The following is an 18,943-nucleotide window of genomic DNA, read 5'->3' as shown; positions in this document are numbered from 1 at the left end:
TAGTAATCAAATAGCTATTTAAACATTAATGTAATGTTAAGAATTACAGGTTAAAATGTATAAGATACATTCATAGAAAACCCTGTTCCTCTTTTAAAATCTTTTACAGTTAAGTCTTGTTCAATAATTGGAATTTTACTGTCCTCTCCTAATTTGATACTGTACTTAGGATTTAGAATGTTATCAATAGAAAATTTAGCATCCCAGTTCTTTCCTATTTTATTGCTCCACACTAAATCTAGTTTACTAAAAGGTTGTTCATAATAGTGATCTAATCCGTTAGTTCCTACTGCAAATATTCTTTTTCCGTAAACATTATAAACTAAAGACACTGTGTTACTCCAATTCTTTGAAAATTCAAAGTCGTATTTTAAATCAGCGTTAATTAACCATGGTGAGGCACCTTGCAATTGTCTGTCTGGATTAGTTTCAGCTGAATTTCTTTTGCTTATAGTAACCTTTGAGTACATCAAAGAAGTATTAAAGCCCATCGATAAATTTTTGAATTTTTCAGAAACTCGATCAAGTTGAACCAAAAATTCTAATTCAGCTCCAAAAAGCACAGCTTTATCAGAGTTGTCGTATGTTATAATTTGCCCACCGCTACCAGCTGATTGTGTAAACAATCTCTCAATTGGGTTTTGAATTAATTTTGAAAATGTAGTAAAAGCAATCAGTTCCTTAGCAGTAGGAAACAATTCATATTTCAAATCGAAATTATAATTATCACTATTTATAATATTGGTATTTCCATTTTCAATAGTTCCATCTAAGTTTACAAACTCTAATGGATACGCTTCCATGATTACTGGTCTAGTAATGGTTTTTGCAGCAGCAAATCTTAAATTTGAAGTATCGTTAAATTTGTACTTCATGTTTAAAGATGGTAGTATATCAAGACCAGTAACTGTCTTTTTTTGAAATGGGTCGTCAAAAGATCCTGGATTTCTAAATTTTGTTTCTCTGCTGCTTTGTTCTACTCTAACTCCTACATTTAATTCATATGCTTCGCTTAATTTCAATGCCAAGTCTGAATAACCTGCATTTACAAATTCGAATAACTTAGCTTTGTAAGTGGAGTTTGTTCCTTCGCGGTATGTAAAATCACCATTTGACAAAGCCGTTGCTAAGGTGCCATCAGGAGTATTTGTATTAAATGTTGCAGCATTAGAATTTAATCTTTCAGAAACTAAAAATCTGAAAGTTGATTCCATGCTATTTACATAAGAGTTATATCCTACAGTAAGTTTGTGATTGTCTTTTGATTCTGATTTACCAAACTTCCAGTTGTACTCTAGCATACCTGAAACGTGGAATTTCCCATCTACATCAAAAGTTTGTCTGTATAAACTATTTCCAGTGTAACTAATTGCGGTCGTATTTTCATCTAACAAAACCCCTTTGTATGATTTTCTATCTGGTAATTGAAAACTCGTCTTTGTGAACGAAATGCCCGCCTTAATGTTTTTTCTATCGTCAGTAGAAAGTTTATAGTTTCCTAGTAATTGTGAGTTTAAAAAGTCTGTCTGTGTAAGTTGATTTAAACGTATAAATGCGTTATTATTTACTGGAGCCGCATTAGTATAACCCAATTGGTCTTGGATCATGTTTTCAGTTGACTTTAAATAAAATGTATTGGAAGTTAAGTCTAATCTTTCTGTTTTATAATTTAATGCAATTAAAGCGGATGAGTTTGTAATATATTTATATTGTTTATTATACAAATTGTTGTCATATATTCCTTGACCAATATTGAAAAAACGATCTACTCCTTCTCTGTATTGAAATTTATTATCAAAATTAAATGACATCAAATATTGTAAAGAATTATTGTTTTTTCCAAAGGTGAATTTTTCTGAATTTAAAATTCCAAAACTTGTGTTTAACGGTGATTTACTTTGTTCTACATCATATCCTGAACCAAATTGTTTCAACGATTCATCTACTGTTAAAACACGGTTGCTAGGAACGCTTCCCAATACACTTGGAAAATCTCTCTCGTTTCCTGAGAATCCAAAGAAATCTCCCGTTGAAGTCCCGTCCTTAGAGGTTAAGAATTTGCGTAAATTGTTGTTAGTGGTATATCCGGCACCAAAATTAATTTTGGTTAAATTCTTTGATCCTTTAGAAGTAGCTATGTTAAAAGTTCCTCCAGCAAAATCTCCATATAAATTGGTATTGAACGTTTTATATGTTTCAATAACTCCAACGATGTCTGTTGGAAATAAGTCTAATGGGATTATTTTTTTAAAAGGATTGTTAGACGGTACAGCTAAGTCGTTGATAAGTAGGTTGTTATATCGATCTTCTAAACCTCTAACAAACAGTCCTCTACCGTCTACTTTAGTGATTCCGGTTACTTTTGTTAGACCTTCTTCTACATCGCTTACTCCTTTTGCAGAAAGTTCTTGGGCTCCTATCGATTGTTTTATTACAACAGCATTTTTTTGCTCTAACAGTAAAACTGTTGCTTTTTCTCTACTAGCTTTACCTTTTACGATAACATCTTCTAGTTTGTAGCTCCCGGAACCTAACGCTTTATTTGCGGTTACGGTTTCATTGGCAATTACTGTTACAGGAATCTCTACAGATTCATAACCAACAAAACTAAGTTGTAATGTATAGCTTCCAGGTAGTATTGTGATGGTGTATTTACCATCAATATCAGTATTTGTTCCTATATTTGTTCCTTTAATAAGAACGTTAGCAAAAGGTAATGACTGATTATTAGCATCTTTGTCTGTTAAGATCCCAGAAATTGTTCCTTTATTCTGTGAAAAAGAAATAGCTGTTATTAATAACGTGAAAAATAGTAACTTGAATTTCATTTGGTTTTAATTTTTTTGCAAAGTAACGCCTGAAATGTAAAATGTAAGTTACTGACTTGTTATGGTTATGTTTTGTTTTGGGTGTCAAGATCACCCCAATATTAAATTATGGTTAACACCATTTGAATACCCCATTTATGATTACATTTACAATTCAAAAATAATTTTTGGCGCTTTATGAAGAAAAAAAACACGAAGATTCTACTAGTAGACGACGAACCAGATATTCTAGAAATTGTAGGGTATAACTTGGCTCAAGAGGGATATCAAATCTTTACTGCAGCAAATGGGAGAGAGGCAATAGCAAAAGCTAAAAAAGAAATGCCAGACCTTATTATAATGGATGTAATGATGCCGGAAATGGACGGAATGGAGGCTTGTGAGAATATCCGGAAGATTCCTGAGCTCAGTAATGTAATCATTACTTTTTTGACGGCCAGAAGCGAAGATTACTCTCAAGTTGCAGGCTTTGACGCTGGTGCGGATGATTACATCACAAAGCCAATTAAACCTAAATTATTAGTCAGTAAAGTAAAAGCATTATTACGCCGATTAAAAGAACAGGAGCAGAACAGCGAAACACTTAATGTAGGCGGAATCGAAATAAATCGCGAAGAATACAAAATCGTTAAAGATAATATTGAAATCGCATTGCCTCGAAAAGAATTTGAATTGTTCTATCTGCTTGCTTCAAAACCGGGGAAAGTATTCAAACGAGATGAGATCCTGGACAAAGTTTGGGGTAATGAAGTAGTTGTTGGTGGAAGAACGATTGATGTTCATATCAGAAAATTACGAGAAAAAATTGGAGAAGAATTGTTTAAAACAATAAAAGGAGTTGGCTATAAGTTTGAAGTATAAATGACAATAAATTTTAAAAAAACATATCGTTTTGCCGTAAAGTCAGCGCTTTACATTACTCTTTTTTCTACCGGATTAGTTGGTTTTCTGACCTATTTATTTTTCACCTTTTCGTATCGTTTTTGTTTGATTTTTGCAATTGCGATTGCTACTTTTTCATTTATTGTCATACAATATCGGGTGGAGCGCTTTATCTATAAAAAGGTAAAAAAAATATACGATGATGTCTCTTTGTTAGAATCAAGCACTTTCAGGAATCAGCCCATTACAACAGATATGGCAACGCTAACACGCGAAGTGAAGAAGTTTGCTACCGATAAAAAGTTAGAAATAGAAACTTTAAAAGTTCGTGAAGAATATAGAAGAGAGTTTCTTGGGAATGTTTCCCACGAGCTCAAAACACCCCTTTTTATGGTTCAGGGGTATTTGTCAACCCTGCTCGACGGAGCCATGAGCGATAAAACAATTCGAAAAAAATATTTAGAGCGTGCCGAAAAAGGGGTCGAAAGGCTGATTTATATCGTACAAGATTTAGACATGATTTCTAAACTTGAAATTGGAGATTTGAACTTGGAAATTGCCGAATTTGACATTGTTAAATTAGTTCAAAATGTCTTTGATTTGCTCGAAATGAAAGCTTCCAAGAAAGATATTCTATTGATGTTTGATATGCGATACAACAAGCCCGTTATGGTGCTTGGTGATCAGGAAAAAATCCAACAAGTAGTCATGAATCTTGTTGTAAATTCAATCAAATACGGAAAGCTAAAGGGTTCTACCGAAGTAAGTATTGAGGATTTGACTGATGAAAAAGTCATCGTTCGAATAACCGATAATGGCGAAGGAATTGATAAAAAAAATATTTCGAGAATTTTCGAACGTTTTTATAGAGTAGACAAAAGTGGTGCAAGAACCGAAGGTGGTTCCGGTTTGGGATTATCCATTGTAAAGCATATTATCGAAGCGCACAATGAGAAAATTTATGTAAATAGTAAATTTGGAATTGGATCCGAATTTTCTTTTACACTTGAAAAATCAAATAAACGCGGTAAATAATAGTAGAGTCAAATGTCATTTTAAAGTTAGGTAATTTTTAATATAACATGAAGGTTTTTGTTTGGTGTAAAAGAGGTATATTTGTAACTAGTTAATAAGCAATAGATTAATATTTATTCGTAACAATTTAGTAACATTAGTTTTTAATTAAATTAACAATTGCGTAATGTTTAATTAACATTACGCAATCACCTTTGGGGTACTAAACAAACAACATTTAATCGTGAAAAAAATAGTATTAATTATTGCAAATATATTTGTAGTAAATCTAGCAGCTGCACAAGTTACTCCTGTTGTGGAAAGTTCTAAAAAAACGGAAATTCCTCCACAAACAGTTCCTTTAAGTAAAGAGGAGCTTACTAAATCCATAGTTCATGTTTTGGACTCCATCAAAAAAGTAAAGGATGCCCAAGAAATAAGTAAGGAGAAAAAAGAACAATGGTATGATAAAATCAGCATAAGGGGTTATGTGCAGGTAAGATACAATGGATTGTTTTCTTCTAATGACAAAGTTTCCTGTGATCAATGTGATAGATCTTGGGGAACAACATCAACAGCCATTGATGCAAAATCGAATAACGGTCTTTTTATAAGAAGAGCTCGTGTCGTATTTTCAGGGCAAATTCATCCTAATGTATATTTTTATATTCAACCGGACTTTGCAAGTTCGCCTTCATCTAGTGTGAATAATAATAATTTTGTCCAACTCAGAGATGCGTATTTTGATTTATCATTTGACGCCAAGAGAGAGTACAGAGTCAGAATAGGACAAAGTAAAGTGCCTTTTGGATTTGAAAATTTGCAGTCAAGCCAAAACCGATTGACTTTAGATCGTAATGATGCTTTGAATAGTGCAGTGGCAAACGAAAGAGATCTAGGGGTGTTTTTTTACTGGGCTCCAAGTAAAATCAGAGATCGTTTTGCGATGCTGGTAAAAGATGGATATAAAGGTTCCGGAGATTATGGAGTATTCGCGTTTGGTGCCTATAACGGACAAACAGCCAACAGGTCAGAAGGAAATAGAAACTTGCACGTAGTGACAAGAGTAAGTTATCCTTTTGAAATTGGGAGTCAAATTATAGAGCCGGGCATACAAGCTTACACTGGGAAATGGGCTTTTTCTAATAATGAACTTTCTACAGGAGTGACTACACCAAACAGGCAAAATACAATAGATCAAAGGGTTGCGGCTTCTTTTATTCTTTACCCTAAACCGTTTGGGTTACAGGCAGAATATAATATTGGGAAAGGACCACGTTATGATAAAGTGACTAATAGGGTAGAAGCTTCTGATTTAGAAGGCGGTTATGTAACCTTAAATTACAAATGGGATTTACCTAAAAACCAATATATTTATCCTTTTGCCAAATTCCAATATTATGATGGCGGAAAGAAATTTGAGAAAGACGCCAGAAGTTATGTTGTAAGAGATTATGAACTTGGAATTGAATGGCAGCCTATTAAAGCATTTGAACTAGTAGCAGAATGGGTGATTGCTGATAGAACGTTTGAAGACAGTGCGCTTCCAAATAACAGACAACGAGGTAATTTATTGCGATTACAGGCTCAGTTCAACTTTTAATATATTGTTATCATTTATTTTGGATGGATTAAATAATTATTAAAATAAGCTAAATAATAAAGATAGTATAATACTGGCTTAACATATTGTTAATGTAGTGCACGTACTTTTGTACAAATTTATAAATAACCATAAGATGACTATCAAAACGAAATTATTCTTAATGTTACCTTTAATTGGAATGTTAAGTTGCGGTAAAGCAAAAAATGAAGATAAAGGAACTGAAGGTAAAGCAACGGCTACGACATCAGTTACAATCAAAGGAAGTGATACCGTTTTGCCATTGGCACAGAAAGAGGCTGAGGAAATGATGAAAACAAATCCCGAAGTTAGTGTTACTATAGTAGGAGGAGGAACCGGAGTTGGTGTTACCGCTCTTTTAGACGGAACCACGGATATCGCAATGGCTTCCAGAGATTTAAAAACAGAAGAAAAATTAAAATTTTCTGAAGCCAAAAAAGAAATCGAAAAAGTGACTGTTGCCTTTGATGCTTTAGCGGTTATTGTTAATCCGGCTAATAAAGTAGGTCAGTTAACACGTGAGCAATTGGAAAAAATCTATACAGGAGAAATCAAAAACTGGAAAGAAGTAGGTGGTGAAGACGCAAAAATTGTAGCGTATTCAAGAGAATCTTCTTCAGGAACGTATGAGTTCTTTAAAGAAGAAGTAATGGATAAAAAAAATTACGCTTCTGATATCTTGAGTATGCCTGCAACAGGAGCGATTGTTCAGGCAGTAAGTCAAACAAAAGGAGCTATCGGGTATGTTGGATTAGCGTATGAGACTAAAGAAGTAAAACAACTTTCTGTTTCTTATGACCAAGGGAAGACCTTTGTTGCTCCAAGTGTAGCTTCTGCAAAAGACAAAAGCTACCCAATTTCAAGACCATTATTCTATATTTTTGATAAAGTAAATGCTGCAAAAGTAAAAGCGGTCGTGGATTTTGCTTTGTCACCAGAGGGACAAAAAATTGTTTCTGAAGTAGGTTATGTGCCGTTAAATTAATAAGGTTTGTTTTTAAGTTATAAAAGGCTGTCCGTTTTGGGCAGCCTTTTTTGTTACTTCATTTTCGAGGATTTTTTTTATGGAAAGCGGAAACGATTTGCGTACTTTTATACTTAACTTTAAATTAACACAAGGTTAATATATAAAACACATTCGAAATATAAGGCTCATGTACTTTTGCCGTTAAAATAAACTATAGATTTGAAAACAGATTTTAAAAAAATAAAAGAGAAAATAATAGAGACCATATTAATGCTAAGTAGTGCTGCTACTAGTATTACTGTTGTTTTGATTGTTTTTTTTCTATTTATTGAAGGCGCGGGAGTTTTTACCAAAAAACCTATTGAGGAAGGTTTTTTGTTGGCAGTACATTCGACTAATCCAATACAAAAATTAGAGCCTTCGCAGGTAAAAGATATTTTTGATCAAAAAATCACCAATTGGAAACAGTTAGGCGGAAAAAACGAACCTATCGTTTTGTTTAGAACCGAAGATATTACGGAATTTTATTCTGAAGCCGAATTGGGCGAAAACTTCGAACATTTTCCTACAAAAATAGATGAGTATGTTTCAAAAACGCCTGGCGTAATTGCGTTTTTTTCGGATAAATACAAAGCGAAAAATTTTCATGGAAAAGAATTAGAAATCAACAAAATTAAAATTTTTGAATTTCTTTCCGGAGAAGAATGGTTTCCAACCGCACAACCCATTGCGCAAATGGGAGTTAAGGCATTGATTTATGGTACGCTATGGGTCAGTTTTGGAGCAATACTATTGGCATTGCCAATTGGCTTGGCAGCGGCTATCTATTTGAGTGAAATAGCCAGAAAAAGAACGCGAAATGTTTTAAAACCGCTCATCGAATTATTGGCAGGAATTCCATCGGTGGTGTATGGCTTTTTCGGATTAGTGGTCATTGTGCCCTTAATTCAAAGTGTTTTCGGATTACCCGTCGGAGAAACAGGATTGGCGGGAAGTATTGTTTTGGCTATTATGGCATTGCCAACGATTATCACCATTTCGGAAGATGCAATGCGTACGACTCCGCGTGCTATGAAAGAAGCCAGCTTGGCATTGGGAGCGAGTCATTGGCAAACAATATATAAAGTAGTAATTCCTTATTCGGCTTCTGGGATTACTGCTGGAGCCATTTTAGGAATTGGACGTGCTATTGGTGAAACCATGGCAGTTTTAATGGTAACGGGTAATGCGGCCATAATTCCGCATACACTTTTAGCTCCGTTAAGAACCATTCCGGCTACCATTGCGGCCGAATTGGGTGAAGCTGCAAATGGCGGATTGCATTATCAATCGTTGTTTGCCTTAGGATGTATTCTATTCCTGATTACTTTCTGCATAAATATGTTGGTAGAGTTGGTTACCAATAGAGGATCCCATAAAAAACATTAAAAGATGAATAAAGAAATTCGTTTAGCAAAACAAAAAAGAAGAAACCAAAAAATTGCTTTTGGACTATTTCAATTCACCAGCTATGCCGTTGTGGGTCTTTTATTTGTAATATTGGCTTTCATAGTAATAAAAGGAATTGGCGTTATCAGTTGGGAGTTTATTACGGAAATGCCTAAAGAAGGGATGACTCAGGGAGGGATTTTTCCTGCGATAGTAGGAACACTTTGTTTGGTTTTTGGAAGTATGATTTTTGCCTTTCCTGTGGGTGTTTTGGCCGCTATTTATATGAATGAATATGTAAAAGATGGTTGGATAAAAAAAATTATCAAGCAAATGACCAATAACCTGGCCGGAGTTCCATCGATAGTTTTTGGACTTTTCGGGATGGCGTTGTTTGTTAATAAACTGGAATTTGGAGATTCCCTTTTGGCGGGGTCTTTAACCTTAGGATTGTTGGTTTTACCGGTGGTAATCAGGACTACCGAAGAATCATTAAAGTCGGTGGATGATACTTTTAGACAAGCCAGTTTGGGTTTGGGAGCCAGTAAATGGCAAACGACCAGTGAAGTGGTTTTTCCTATTGCGTTTCCAAATATCATTACGGGGCTAATTCTTTCCATAGGTAGGGTTTCCGGGGAAACGGCACCAATTTTATTTACCGTTGCGGCTTATTTTTTGCCAAAATTACCCACTTCAATTTTCGACCAGGCCATGGCGTTGCCGTATCATTTATACGTGATTTCAACCAGTGGAACAAATATAGAAGCATCTCGGGCAATGGCTTATGGGACGGCACTTATTTTAATTATAATCGTATTAATTTCTAATTTATTGGCGAATGCGCTTCGTAAATATTTTGGAAAAAAAGTAAAAATGAATTAATATGCACAAAATAGAATCAAAAAACATCAATTTTTATTACGGAGAAACCCAAGCTTTGCATGACGTTTCGCTGTCAATGAAAGAAAATACCGTTACCGCATTAATTGGACCTTCCGGTTGTGGGAAATCGACGTATCTGCGTTTACTGAATCGGATGAATGATTTGATTGATAATACGAATCTAACGGGTACGATTTTGATCGATGGGCAAGATATTTATGCAAAAAACACCAATGTAGATGATTTGCGTAAAAATGTCGGGATGGTATTTCAAAAACCAAATCCGTTTCCCAAATCCATTTTTGAAAATGTGGCGTATGGTTTAAAAGTAAACGGAATTACCGATAAAAAAATAATTGAAGAGCGCGTGATTACCTCTATTGAACAAGTGGCGCTTTGGGGAGAAGTGAAAGACAAATTGAAGAAGTCGGCTTTTGAACTTTCAGGAGGACAACAACAACGTTTGTGCATTGCACGCGCATTAGCAATTCAGCCTTCAATACTGTTAATGGACGAGCCTACTTCGGCTTTGGATCCAATTTCTACCTCCAAAATTGAAGAACTTATTTACGAATTAAAAAATAAATATACAATCGTTATCGTAACACACAATATGCAGCAAGCAGGACGTGTGAGTGATACTACTGCTTTTTTCTACATGGGCGAATTGATTGAATATGATAAAACAAAAACTATATTTACAAAACCGTCACAAAAACAAACGGAAGATTATATAACAGGAAGATTTGGATAAGATTGATTTTGATTTGTATTCAGAATCGTTTAATTTTAAATCTTTTAAATCTCTAAAAAATGGGGTCACACATAGAAACAGAACTGGGAAAGCTTAAGGGCATAATAATAAAAATAGGAAATTTAGCGGAAAGTCAGGTGACTGAGGCTGTCAAAGCATTACTTTCAGAACCTGTCACAGAAGGTAAAGAAGTGAAAAAAACAGAAAACAAGATTGATAGACTGGATGTTAAGATTGATGAGGTTTGTCAAAGTATTTTTGCCTTGCATCAGCCAGTCGCTTCTGATTTACGTTTTATTATGTCAGCCATGCAGATTAGCAATGAGATAGAAAGAATAGGTGATTTGGCCATAAGCATCATAAAGAAATCTAAAAATATTAAAGATAAACATGACTTAATTGTTAAGTTTAGTATTGCTGATATTGCCAGACAAGTGGAGACTATTACAATAAAAACAAATGAATGTTTTTTAACTCGTAATGAAAGTACGATTGGTGAGATTTTCATATTGAATAATACCATAAAAAATGAAAGTGATGAAGCCATTCACAATATTATAAATGAAATGAAGATCAATTCTAAAACGGTAGTTTCAGGAACAAATCTTGTGATTGTTTTAAAACATTTGGAACGTATTTCGGAGCATTGTACAAATATTGCAGAGTGTGTTTATTTTATGATTAATGCCAAAATTATCAAACACGAAAAATTTGGTGACAAAAAATTTGACTCCGATAATCTGGATTAATTTTTCAGATTTTTTATAAAAACACACTAATTATATACTTTGAAAGTATGGTAATTAGTGTGCTTTTTGATTATGGAAGGAACCTAAATTAGGGCTTGTGTATTTGAAGTGTTTTACAAATTACAGTTGTAATAACGATTAATTTTTTTCAAAAACTTGGAATACTGTTTTCCAGTCTAATGTAGTGTCTAATCGAGGCAATCCTTTATATTCTTCAATCTCTTGGATATTTTCCATTCTAAAATCATCTTGCGTAGCATAAGGAACCAGGCCTTCTTTCTTCAGTTTTTTGGCTAAATATTCTTGTTCATATTGTCCTGGTGTTGGAATAAAAAAAGATTTTTTTCGCAGTTGTACCAAATCCATGATTGTAGTATATCCGGAGCGGCAAAGGACCATTTCACTTTCATTAAAAGCCTGTTCCAGTTCGGTTGAATTCATGAAGTTGTAATAAGTAATAGTACCAACTACAGTTGTTTTTTGTTCCTTTTCTATATTTCCTTCAATGAAAATTACATTGCCGTTGTATTTAAGGATTTCTTTTTTTAAATGTTTTTCTAACATGCCACGTTGAGGTTCGGGACCAGAGAGAATCACCAGTAAATCATATTTTTTTGGTAGCAATTTCTTTTGGAGCCTGCTTAAAGGGCCAATGTATTTTGCCTTGAGATTTGGATTGTCAATATGGCCTAGTTTGCCTGTCAAATTTGGAGTTCCCGCAAGATCAGGAACCCAACATTCGGTGTATTTTTTTATAATATATTGATGTATTTTACTGGTTATCCAAGTGGTATTTCCTGTCATCACATTCAATTGATGGGTGATAAATACGGAGGGCACATTCTTGCTGAAAACCCCCAATCTATTATCCGAAATAATTCCGTCTATTGCATATTTTTCAATCCAATTTTGAATTATTTTTTTTTCTTCCAAAATGGCTCTAACCATTTTTGGACCATTTTTTATTAATTTCCATTTAAAATTGGCACCATTTTTAGCATATTCAATTTGATAGGATGGCAGTTCCAGTGTTTGGATGTTGGGAAATTCTTTTCGCAGTAACTCAAGAGCAATGCCATCAGAAGCAATTATTGGGATGTAGTTGTTATCTTGTAAAGCTCTAATGATTGGAATGCAACGGGTGGCATGGCCTAAACCCCAGTTTAAAGGTGCAATCAAAATAGTTTTAGGGGCGGTTTTTATATCCATTTCTAAGTGTATCAAATGTTTTTTATAGGTGAAAGATACATAAGTTAAGCCCTTTTTTGTATTTGCAAAATATTACTAAACTATTAAGTTATTAAATACTATTTCAGATTGTTTTTTCTCTTTTTTTATGGACTAAAATAAAGAAAGGCTGCCTTTTTGCAGACAGCCTCTTTCAAGATACTTTCTGTAAAAAATTATTCTTGTATATAGGTTTTATTTCCGTTTGAGTTAATGTAATATTTTCCTCCTCGAGGACCAGTATATACTTTTTTGCCATTGTATTCACCTGTTATTTTGTCGGCTACTTTAGGTGCTTTTTCATTGGTTTCCCTAATTTTTTTTACTGATTTTGTACTGACAGCTTTTTCTTTTACTGTTGTTTTAGCCGCCGCTGCTTTATCTTTTGCAGTTTCTGTTTTATCTTTTGCTGTTTTCTTAGACGCAGTTGCTTTCTCTTTAGTTGTAGCTGCTTTATCTTTTATAGTTTCGGCTTTCTCTTTAACTGTTTTTTTAGCTACTTTTTCTTTTGCAGTTTCTACTTTTTCTTTAGCTAAAGTTGCTTTTTCTTTTGCAGTTTCTGATTTATTTTTAGCTGTTTTTTTAGAAGTAGCTGCTTTATCTTTTGCAGTTTCCGCTTTTTCTTTGGCTATAGCCGCCTTATCTTTCGCTATTTTTTTAGCTGCTTCATCTTTTGCAGTTTCCACTTTTTCTTTAGCTAAAGTTGCTTTTTCTTTTGCAGTTTCTAATTTCTTTTTAGCTGTTTTTTTAGAAGTAGCTGCTTTATCTTTTGCAGTTTCCGCTTTTTCTTTGGCTATAGCCGCCTTATCTTTCGCTGCTTCGGCTTTTTCTTTTTTGGCTTTAGCCAATTTTTCAGTTTTAGCTTTTGCTGCTTTCTTTTCAGCTGCAGTTTCTTGTGCTTGTAAGTTTACTGACAAAATAATTACAAAACATAACAACAGTAATTTTTTCATAATAGTTTGATTTTAAATTTTATACAATAAAAATAATAAAATATAATCATATTTGTAAAGTCATTAGATGAAATTGTTTCAAATTTCAACATTAAAAATAAGCTCTCAATTGAACATTTCCGGTATGAATGGCTTGGCTTGTTTCACTTTTTCGTCCTTGATAATTGAAATTAATGTCTAAAAATTGTGTGATGTTTTTTTGCAAAAGCAATCTCCAAGTCAAGTTCTGCCCGGTTTGTAAACCTTCGAGCATTTGAAATCCAACCGAAGAAAATTCATTTCCTTCAAATTTATTTTGGTAAAAAGAAACTTCTCCATTCAGCGTTATTTTTTTATCACTGGCATAGGAAAAGGAAGTTCCAAAGCGGGATTGTAGTAGTGTTTCGAAAATTCCAATTTGATTCTCTTTACTTTGCAATTCATAAAAGAGATCCCAACTGGTGTTTTTAGAGAATAAATAACTGATTTTTGGAGCCAATTGGTATCCGTTTATATCATAATTTTTTTCTGGAAAATTCTCTGATTGAATGGTTGTTTGGATTGTTTTAGCAAAAAAACCAAACAGCCAACTTTTTTGGTGCAAATGTCCATACTGCAATTGATGCGAACTGTTTGTGGCTTCTTGCGAACCTATCGACAACAAGTTTTTCGTTTTATTTTGAAGATAAGAATAGGTAATCGAATGGTTTTGCTTTCCTCTATTGTAAAACAAGCTATTCCTCAAGCTGGAATTTAATCCCAGTACATTTTCATTGGAACCGCCAAACGGGTTTAATTCAAAATTATCTCCGTCACTTCTCGTTTTTCTGTCAATTATAAATGCGGTTTGATTATAGAAATAAGAGAGTAATTTTTTTATTCCTTTTTCATTTTGCCATTGATTTGGGTTTAATGTCACGGATTGTGAGAATTTATTTTGATGTGTTTTTATATAAATCCGATTGGGTAAAAATACTCTGATAAATTTTGCCTGATCGATAAATGGAGCAACTTCAAACTCCTGTAATTCCTGAATTCCATTGCCGTTATAATCATTCCAAGTATAAACGCCCTGACCTGCGGAGACTTCGAGATAGGTAAATTCCTGTTGCGGAATGGTTCCTGAATTCGTTTCATAAACCGTTGTGCTTTGGATTAATTGATTGAAGAAACGATCCGTGTACACTATTCTAGAATTTAATGAAGGTTCTTTTTTTCTTGCGGCATCTACAAAATCCAAGATTCTGTAATTGACATAAAGGGACAAGTCACTTTTATTGGTTTGAATTAATTTAGATTTCAGCATAAAAGTCTGGGAAGAATTTACCCGCTGAATCAAGCCATTTTGAAGGCTGTCATTAGTCCTTCTTAAATATCCCAATTCTACAAAAACTTTAGTGCTGTCGCCACGACCGGTAAAAAAACCATATTCCGTAAATTTCTGGCTTAACGTCGAAAATTGATTTGTTGCTTTATCTTTTTCTTGATTATCCTCTAAACGCAAGCTGGAACCAACCCAATTTTTATCGAAATGAAAACGCATTTGGGATTGGTTTCTTAAAAATTTCGACGATAAAACACTGCCATCGCTTTTTAGAAAACTGCCTTGGTTTTGAAAGGTCCATTTTTTTATTCGAAACAAACCATTTAAAAGATGTCTGCTGCCTGAAAAATTTTCAGAGAAATCCAGTTTTTCAAACTGATACAACAGTAGTCCTTTAGTAATAGATTTTGGTTCTGGATTTAAGTCCAATTGCAAACCGGAAACTAATAAACTTTGATTTCCAATAGCGGCGGTTCCTAAATTCCAATCCCTATCGAATTCTATATTGTACAGTCGTTCCACGGATCTGAAATCTTTTTGTATAAATTGATAATTGGCAAAAGCATCAACCTGCCATTTTTTTGAAAAAAGCCGTTGTTTTGCATTGATTTTTCCTGCTAAGCCTTGATTGTTGGCGTCATCAATGGATGAAAATAAATTTTTATCATTGTTGCTAAGGCCAATTTCAAAATCGACAGCCGTTTTTTCATTGGGTTTGTATTTTCCCAAAAAGGTGGCAACTTGAATTTTTGTTGGCGCAATGAGCTGAATTATTGGTTCATAATTTCCTTGAGGAATCCCATTTATAGGTTCTATATATTCATAAACTCGGGTAATGGTAGTTGAATTTGTTACGATATAATTCCCATTATTGGTTCCTGCCAAAGTGAATCGGACATTGAATAATTCCTGTTGGGCATCATTTGAGTATTCGAAAATTTCAACGGCATTAACTATCGTTTTACGATACAACACTTTGTTTTCGGAGTAGGAATCAGCATAGACAGAAGGCGCTGTCATTAAATCAGGATTATCTCCTGAATTGACTAAAATCTGAGCTTGTTCTTTCGATAAATTTTGTTGTAGCGGTTGGTTTTTCAAGTCGTTTTCCGAATATAAATACCCTCCAAAACTCCATTTTTCATTTTCATGTGTGGCGCCTGCATAGGTTACAAAACGGGTGTAATTCCTATCAGAATATTGATATTCTATGGCAATCCGCATTTCAGAAGTTATGGTGAAAAGTGGCGTAAATACAATTTCACCGGCATTGTAATCTATCGTATAATCATTGTTTTCGCCTCGTTTCAGTAAAATACCATTTACATAAACCCGCTCTGAACCCGAAACAACCAGTACATATAATTCTCCATTTTGTCCTTTTAATTTGTAAGGACCTTGATTGCCTTCTTGTCCCACAAAATTACTTTTGGCATATTGTCCCCGAACTAATGCTGCTGATGCAAATACATTCGTTTTGTTTTCTTCGGTTCCAAAGTTGAAATTAGTCGCCAGTCCCTGTACTTTTTTATTGAAATTGAGGAATTGGGTTTTCTTGTTTTCCAGAAAAATATCTCCAGCTCGAATGTTCCATTGGTCACTGAATAACTCCATGAAAACATTGTCAAACTGATCCAGTTTTTGAGAATAGCCGCCATCCTGCAAGGGAATATTACTGTCTTGAATGGAGGCTCTTAAACTTACTTTTTCGGAAATTTTTCCTGTAATTTGTAGATCTAAATTAGAGTTCAAAACGGCATTTTGATTGTTTCCTATGGTAATGCCACGGGTAATGCTTCCGGAAGTATTCAAACCGTCAAAAGGAACATTTTTCTTTAGATTTTTCTCTTCAATTTTATACAGATTCCCAGTCCCAGCTTCATTACTGACGACTCTGCTGGGATCGTAAATGCGGTATTCTTTGGTTAGTATTTCAGGAAATTTAAGATAGTGTATCGTAAGCGAATCGGAGTTAAAAGCGCTGTTTTCCTTTAAAATCAGAGTTCCTTTTTTGAAATTTATTTTAAATAAAGTGCTGTCGATGGGTTTTCCATTGGCGTCAAGCAATTTGAAAAAACTGGAATTAATGCTTTCTTTTTCGATGTAAATCGTGTCGCGGGAAGGAAGGATTTTTTTGGTTTTGTACAGCGAATTAATTTCCTGAGCATGGAGCCCAGAAAAACAGCCTATTACAATCCAAAAAAGTAATTTTTTCAACATAAATACTATAACTCGAAAGTATCAAAAGTAGTACTTATAATCCGATAATTAGAAAATGCGGCAATCAGAAAATCAGGGAATAGATAAATAGATGTATTTTGGTTTAGTGCCTTTATTTATATGCTTTGGAACAATAAAAAATGGGAATCAAAATTAAATTTCGATTCCCATTTTTAATATTGTTGAAACAGTTTTTAAACTTCTTTAGTGATTACTTGCATGGTTTCACGACTGACTTGTTTCAATAAAACTACTTTGTTTTCCTCAACAGTTTGAGCTGCTTTGTCGTTGAAATGTCGGATAGTATATAAGGTTACATTCTCGTCGTAATCCACTTTAAATTTTTTAGATAAAATGGCGTTCAGCGCTTTAAAATTGTCAAATTTATCCTCCACACATACAGAAAAACTAATCGCAGAATTCTGGATTAAGTTTACTTTTATTTTAAATTGGTGAAACAAAGAAAAAATCTCGCTGATGTTTTCTTCCATAATGAAAGAGAAATCTATAGAAGAAAGCGAAATCAAAAGTTGGTTTCTTTTGACAATAAAACAAGGTAAATACGGTTCTAAATCGACACCTTTAGAAACACTTGTCCCTTTTAATAATGGGTTTATAAATGATTTTACATACAAAGGAATTTCCTTTTTCTGTAAAGGTTGCAGCGTTTTTGGGTGGATAACCGTTGCGCCGTAAAAAGCTAATTCAATGGCCTCGCGATACGAAATCTGATTTAATAAACTCGCGTTTTCAAAATATCTCGGGTCTGCATTCATTACTCCGGGGACATCTTTCCAGATGGTTACGCTTTCGGCATTTAAGCAATACGCAAAAATTGCAGCCGTATAATCGGAGCCTTCACGACCTAAAGTGGTGGTGAAATTATTCTCATCTGAACCCAAGAAACCTTGTGTGATATTTAATATTTTTCGTTTTACGTTTTTAGAAATGTTTTTCTGTGTCAATTCCCAGTCTACTTCCGCATCTCTATAATTTGCGTCTGTTTTTATGAAATTACGCACATCCAGCCATTGCGTTTTTATTCCCATGAAATTCATGAAATGACTAAGAATAGTTGTCGAAATTAATTCACCATAACTTACAATCTGGTCGTAAACAAAATTATAGTTGGGAGATTTATTATGTGTCAGGAAATATTCTAAATCAGCAAATTGAGTATTTACAGCGGCAAAAACTTCGTTTTTGTCATCTTCAAATAAATCCATCAAAATTTGATTGTGGTATTTTTTTACTTCTTGGACTGATGAATTTAACTCAGCCGATTTGTCGAAATAGTTTTTTATGACAATTTCCAGTGCATTCGTCGTTTTTCCCATTGCAGAAACCACCAACAATACATCTTCGTAACCCACTTTTTGTAAAACGTCATATACGTTTTTAATTCCTGCGGCATCTTTTACAGAAGCTCCTCCAAATTTGAATACTCTCATGTTTTTAATTTAAATTTCAAAAAATAAATTTCAATTTCAATTTCAATATCAATGTGAAATTTGATAGCTAGAGTTTGAAATTTTAATAATTAGAATTTGTTGTTTATTTTTTTTGACATTGATTTTTGTTATTGCCATTGATATTTTTTTCTAAAAAAGCATCAATCCCTGCTTCATCCATTTGTACAACATCCCAGTCCCGTAGCACTTTTGCACCTGATTTTTCATAGAATTCTATTGCCGGAGTATTCCAGTCCAATACATTCCATTCCACTCTTCGAACCTGATCTTTTTTACCCTGTTTTATAATTTCAGAATATAAAGCATATCCAAGTCCGGTTCCACGCATTTTGTCTTTTACCACTAAATCTTCTAAATGAATTGTTTTTCCTTTCCAGGTCGAATAACGGTAATAGTACAATGCGATACCAACGATTTCGTCATCAGCTTCAGCTACAAAAACATGAAAGAGAGGAACAGGGCCAAAACCATCCCGAATTAAATCGTCAACAGTTACAAGAACAGCATCTGGCTCGTTTTCAAATTCGGCTAATTCTTGGATAAGACCTAAAACAGCGTGCATATCTTGGGGTTCTCCTCTTCTAATATTCATACGTAGTTTATATTTATATTTATTTTGAATATGGAATTCGCATTACTG

Annotated in this window: 14 protein-coding genes; 8 read left to right on the top strand and 6 right to left on the bottom strand. The window is 33.9% G+C overall.

What is annotated here, in order from left to right:
* Positions 1 to 50: 50 nt before the first annotated feature.
* The gene (locus tag ACNQGX_RS03820; protein ID WP_417974167.1) at positions 51 to 2,828 is read right to left on the bottom strand and encodes a TonB-dependent receptor; all 2,778 of its coding nucleotides are present in this window, start codon (positions 2,826 to 2,828) and stop codon (positions 51 to 53) included.
* Between the two features lie 177 nt (positions 2,829 to 3,005).
* On the opposite strand from ACNQGX_RS03820, the gene ACNQGX_RS03815 reads away from it, so the two are divergent.
* The 8 genes from ACNQGX_RS03815 to phoU all read left to right on the top strand — a co-directional run bounded on the left by ACNQGX_RS03815 (position 3,006) and on the right by phoU (position 11,128).
* Positions 3,006 to 3,689 carry a response regulator transcription factor gene (locus ACNQGX_RS03815; protein WP_417974165.1) on the top strand — a complete coding sequence of 228 codons (684 nt, stop codon included), beginning with the start codon at positions 3,006 to 3,008 and terminating at the stop codon, positions 3,687 to 3,689.
* Complete coding sequence (locus ACNQGX_RS03810; RefSeq protein ID WP_417974163.1) at positions 3,690 to 4,745, top strand: sensor histidine kinase; 1,056 nt, start codon at positions 3,690 to 3,692, stop codon at positions 4,743 to 4,745. It abuts the gene before it with no gap.
* Positions 4,746 to 5,064: 319 nt separating this feature from the next.
* Entirely contained in the window at positions 5,065 to 6,327 is a 1,263-nt protein-coding gene (locus ACNQGX_RS03805; protein WP_417974295.1) for a porin, read from the top strand.
* A gap of 136 nt (positions 6,328 to 6,463) precedes the next feature.
* A complete protein-coding gene (locus ACNQGX_RS03800; RefSeq protein WP_417974161.1) occupies positions 6,464 to 7,333 on the top strand; it encodes a phosphate ABC transporter substrate-binding protein in 870 nt (289 codons plus the stop codon).
* A 201-nt stretch (positions 7,334 to 7,534) separates the two neighbouring features.
* Complete coding sequence (gene pstC / locus ACNQGX_RS03795; protein ID WP_417974159.1) at positions 7,535 to 8,743, top strand: phosphate ABC transporter permease subunit PstC; 1,209 nt, start codon at positions 7,535 to 7,537, stop codon at positions 8,741 to 8,743.
* A gap of 3 nt (positions 8,744 to 8,746) precedes the next feature.
* Complete coding sequence (gene pstA, locus ACNQGX_RS03790; RefSeq protein ID WP_417974157.1) at positions 8,747 to 9,625, top strand: phosphate ABC transporter permease PstA; 879 nt, start codon at positions 8,747 to 8,749, stop codon at positions 9,623 to 9,625.
* Position 9,626: 1 nt separating this feature from the next.
* Positions 9,627 to 10,379 carry a phosphate ABC transporter ATP-binding protein PstB gene (gene pstB, locus ACNQGX_RS03785; protein ID WP_131990367.1) on the top strand — a complete coding sequence of 251 codons (753 nt, stop codon included), beginning with the start codon at positions 9,627 to 9,629 and terminating at the stop codon, positions 10,377 to 10,379.
* 59 nt (positions 10,380 to 10,438) lie between these two features.
* Positions 10,439 to 11,128 (top strand): phosphate signaling complex protein PhoU, encoded by a 690-nt coding sequence (gene phoU / locus ACNQGX_RS03780; RefSeq protein ID WP_417974155.1) that lies wholly within the window; start codon positions 10,439 to 10,441, stop codon positions 11,126 to 11,128.
* Positions 11,129 to 11,266: 138 nt separating this feature from the next.
* Here the strand turns inward: phoU and ACNQGX_RS03775 are convergent, their stop codons facing one another.
* From ACNQGX_RS03775 to ACNQGX_RS03755, 5 genes are all read right to left on the bottom strand, one after another.
* Complete coding sequence (locus tag ACNQGX_RS03775; RefSeq protein WP_417974153.1) at positions 11,267 to 12,337, bottom strand: glycosyltransferase; 1,071 nt, start codon at positions 12,335 to 12,337, stop codon at positions 11,267 to 11,269.
* 194 nt (positions 12,338 to 12,531) lie between these two features.
* Entirely contained in the window at positions 12,532 to 13,308 is a 777-nt protein-coding gene (locus ACNQGX_RS03770; protein WP_417974151.1) for a hypothetical protein, read from the bottom strand.
* Positions 13,309 to 13,399: 91 nt separating this feature from the next.
* Positions 13,400 to 16,831: a hypothetical protein gene (locus tag ACNQGX_RS03765; RefSeq protein WP_417974149.1), complete on the bottom strand. Its 3,432-nt coding sequence runs from the start codon at positions 16,829 to 16,831 to the stop codon at positions 13,400 to 13,402.
* A 194-nt stretch (positions 16,832 to 17,025) separates the two neighbouring features.
* Positions 17,026 to 18,282: an aspartate kinase gene (locus ACNQGX_RS03760; RefSeq protein ID WP_417974147.1), complete on the bottom strand. Its 1,257-nt coding sequence runs from the start codon at positions 18,280 to 18,282 to the stop codon at positions 17,026 to 17,028.
* A gap of 103 nt (positions 18,283 to 18,385) precedes the next feature.
* Complete coding sequence (locus ACNQGX_RS03755; RefSeq protein ID WP_417974145.1) at positions 18,386 to 18,895, bottom strand: GNAT family N-acetyltransferase; 510 nt, start codon at positions 18,893 to 18,895, stop codon at positions 18,386 to 18,388.
* Positions 18,896 to 18,943: the final 48 nt, after the last annotated feature.

Source organism: Flavobacterium glycogeni (genome assembly GCF_048286775.1).
GTDB lineage: Bacteria > Bacteroidota > Bacteroidia > Flavobacteriales > Flavobacteriaceae > Flavobacterium.
Note: the sequence above shows the minus strand (reverse complement) of the source record. Positions and strands in the feature narration are given on the sequence as shown.

Bases quoted from the DNA above. Each gene is read 5' to 3' on its own strand.
- ACNQGX_RS03820 (WP_417974167.1), bottom strand. From the start codon at position 2,828: ATGAAATTCAAGTTACTATTTTTCACGTTATTAATAACAGCTATTTCT.
- ACNQGX_RS03815 (WP_417974165.1), top strand. From the start codon at position 3,006: ATGAAGAAAAAAAACACGAAGATTCTACTAGTAGACGACGAACCAGAT.
- ACNQGX_RS03810 (WP_417974163.1), top strand. From the start codon at position 3,690: ATGACAATAAATTTTAAAAAAACATATCGTTTTGCCGTAAAGTCAGCG.
- ACNQGX_RS03800 (WP_417974161.1), top strand. From the start codon at position 6,464: ATGACTATCAAAACGAAATTATTCTTAATGTTACCTTTAATTGGAATG.
- pstA (WP_417974157.1), top strand. From the start codon at position 8,747: ATGAATAAAGAAATTCGTTTAGCAAAACAAAAAAGAAGAAACCAAAAA.
- pstB (WP_131990367.1), top strand. From the start codon at position 9,627: ATGCACAAAATAGAATCAAAAAACATCAATTTTTATTACGGAGAAACC.
- phoU (WP_417974155.1), top strand. From the start codon at position 10,439: ATGGGGTCACACATAGAAACAGAACTGGGAAAGCTTAAGGGCATAATA.
- ACNQGX_RS03775 (WP_417974153.1), bottom strand. From the start codon at position 12,337: ATGGATATAAAAACCGCCCCTAAAACTATTTTGATTGCACCTTTAAAC.
- ACNQGX_RS03770 (WP_417974151.1), bottom strand. From the start codon at position 13,308: ATGAAAAAATTACTGTTGTTATGTTTTGTAATTATTTTGTCAGTAAAC.
- ACNQGX_RS03765 (WP_417974149.1), bottom strand. From the start codon at position 16,831: ATGTTGAAAAAATTACTTTTTTGGATTGTAATAGGCTGTTTTTCTGGG.
- ACNQGX_RS03760 (WP_417974147.1), bottom strand. From the start codon at position 18,282: ATGAGAGTATTCAAATTTGGAGGAGCTTCTGTAAAAGATGCCGCAGGA.
- ACNQGX_RS03755 (WP_417974145.1), bottom strand. From the start codon at position 18,895: ATGAATATTAGAAGAGGAGAACCCCAAGATATGCACGCTGTTTTAGGT.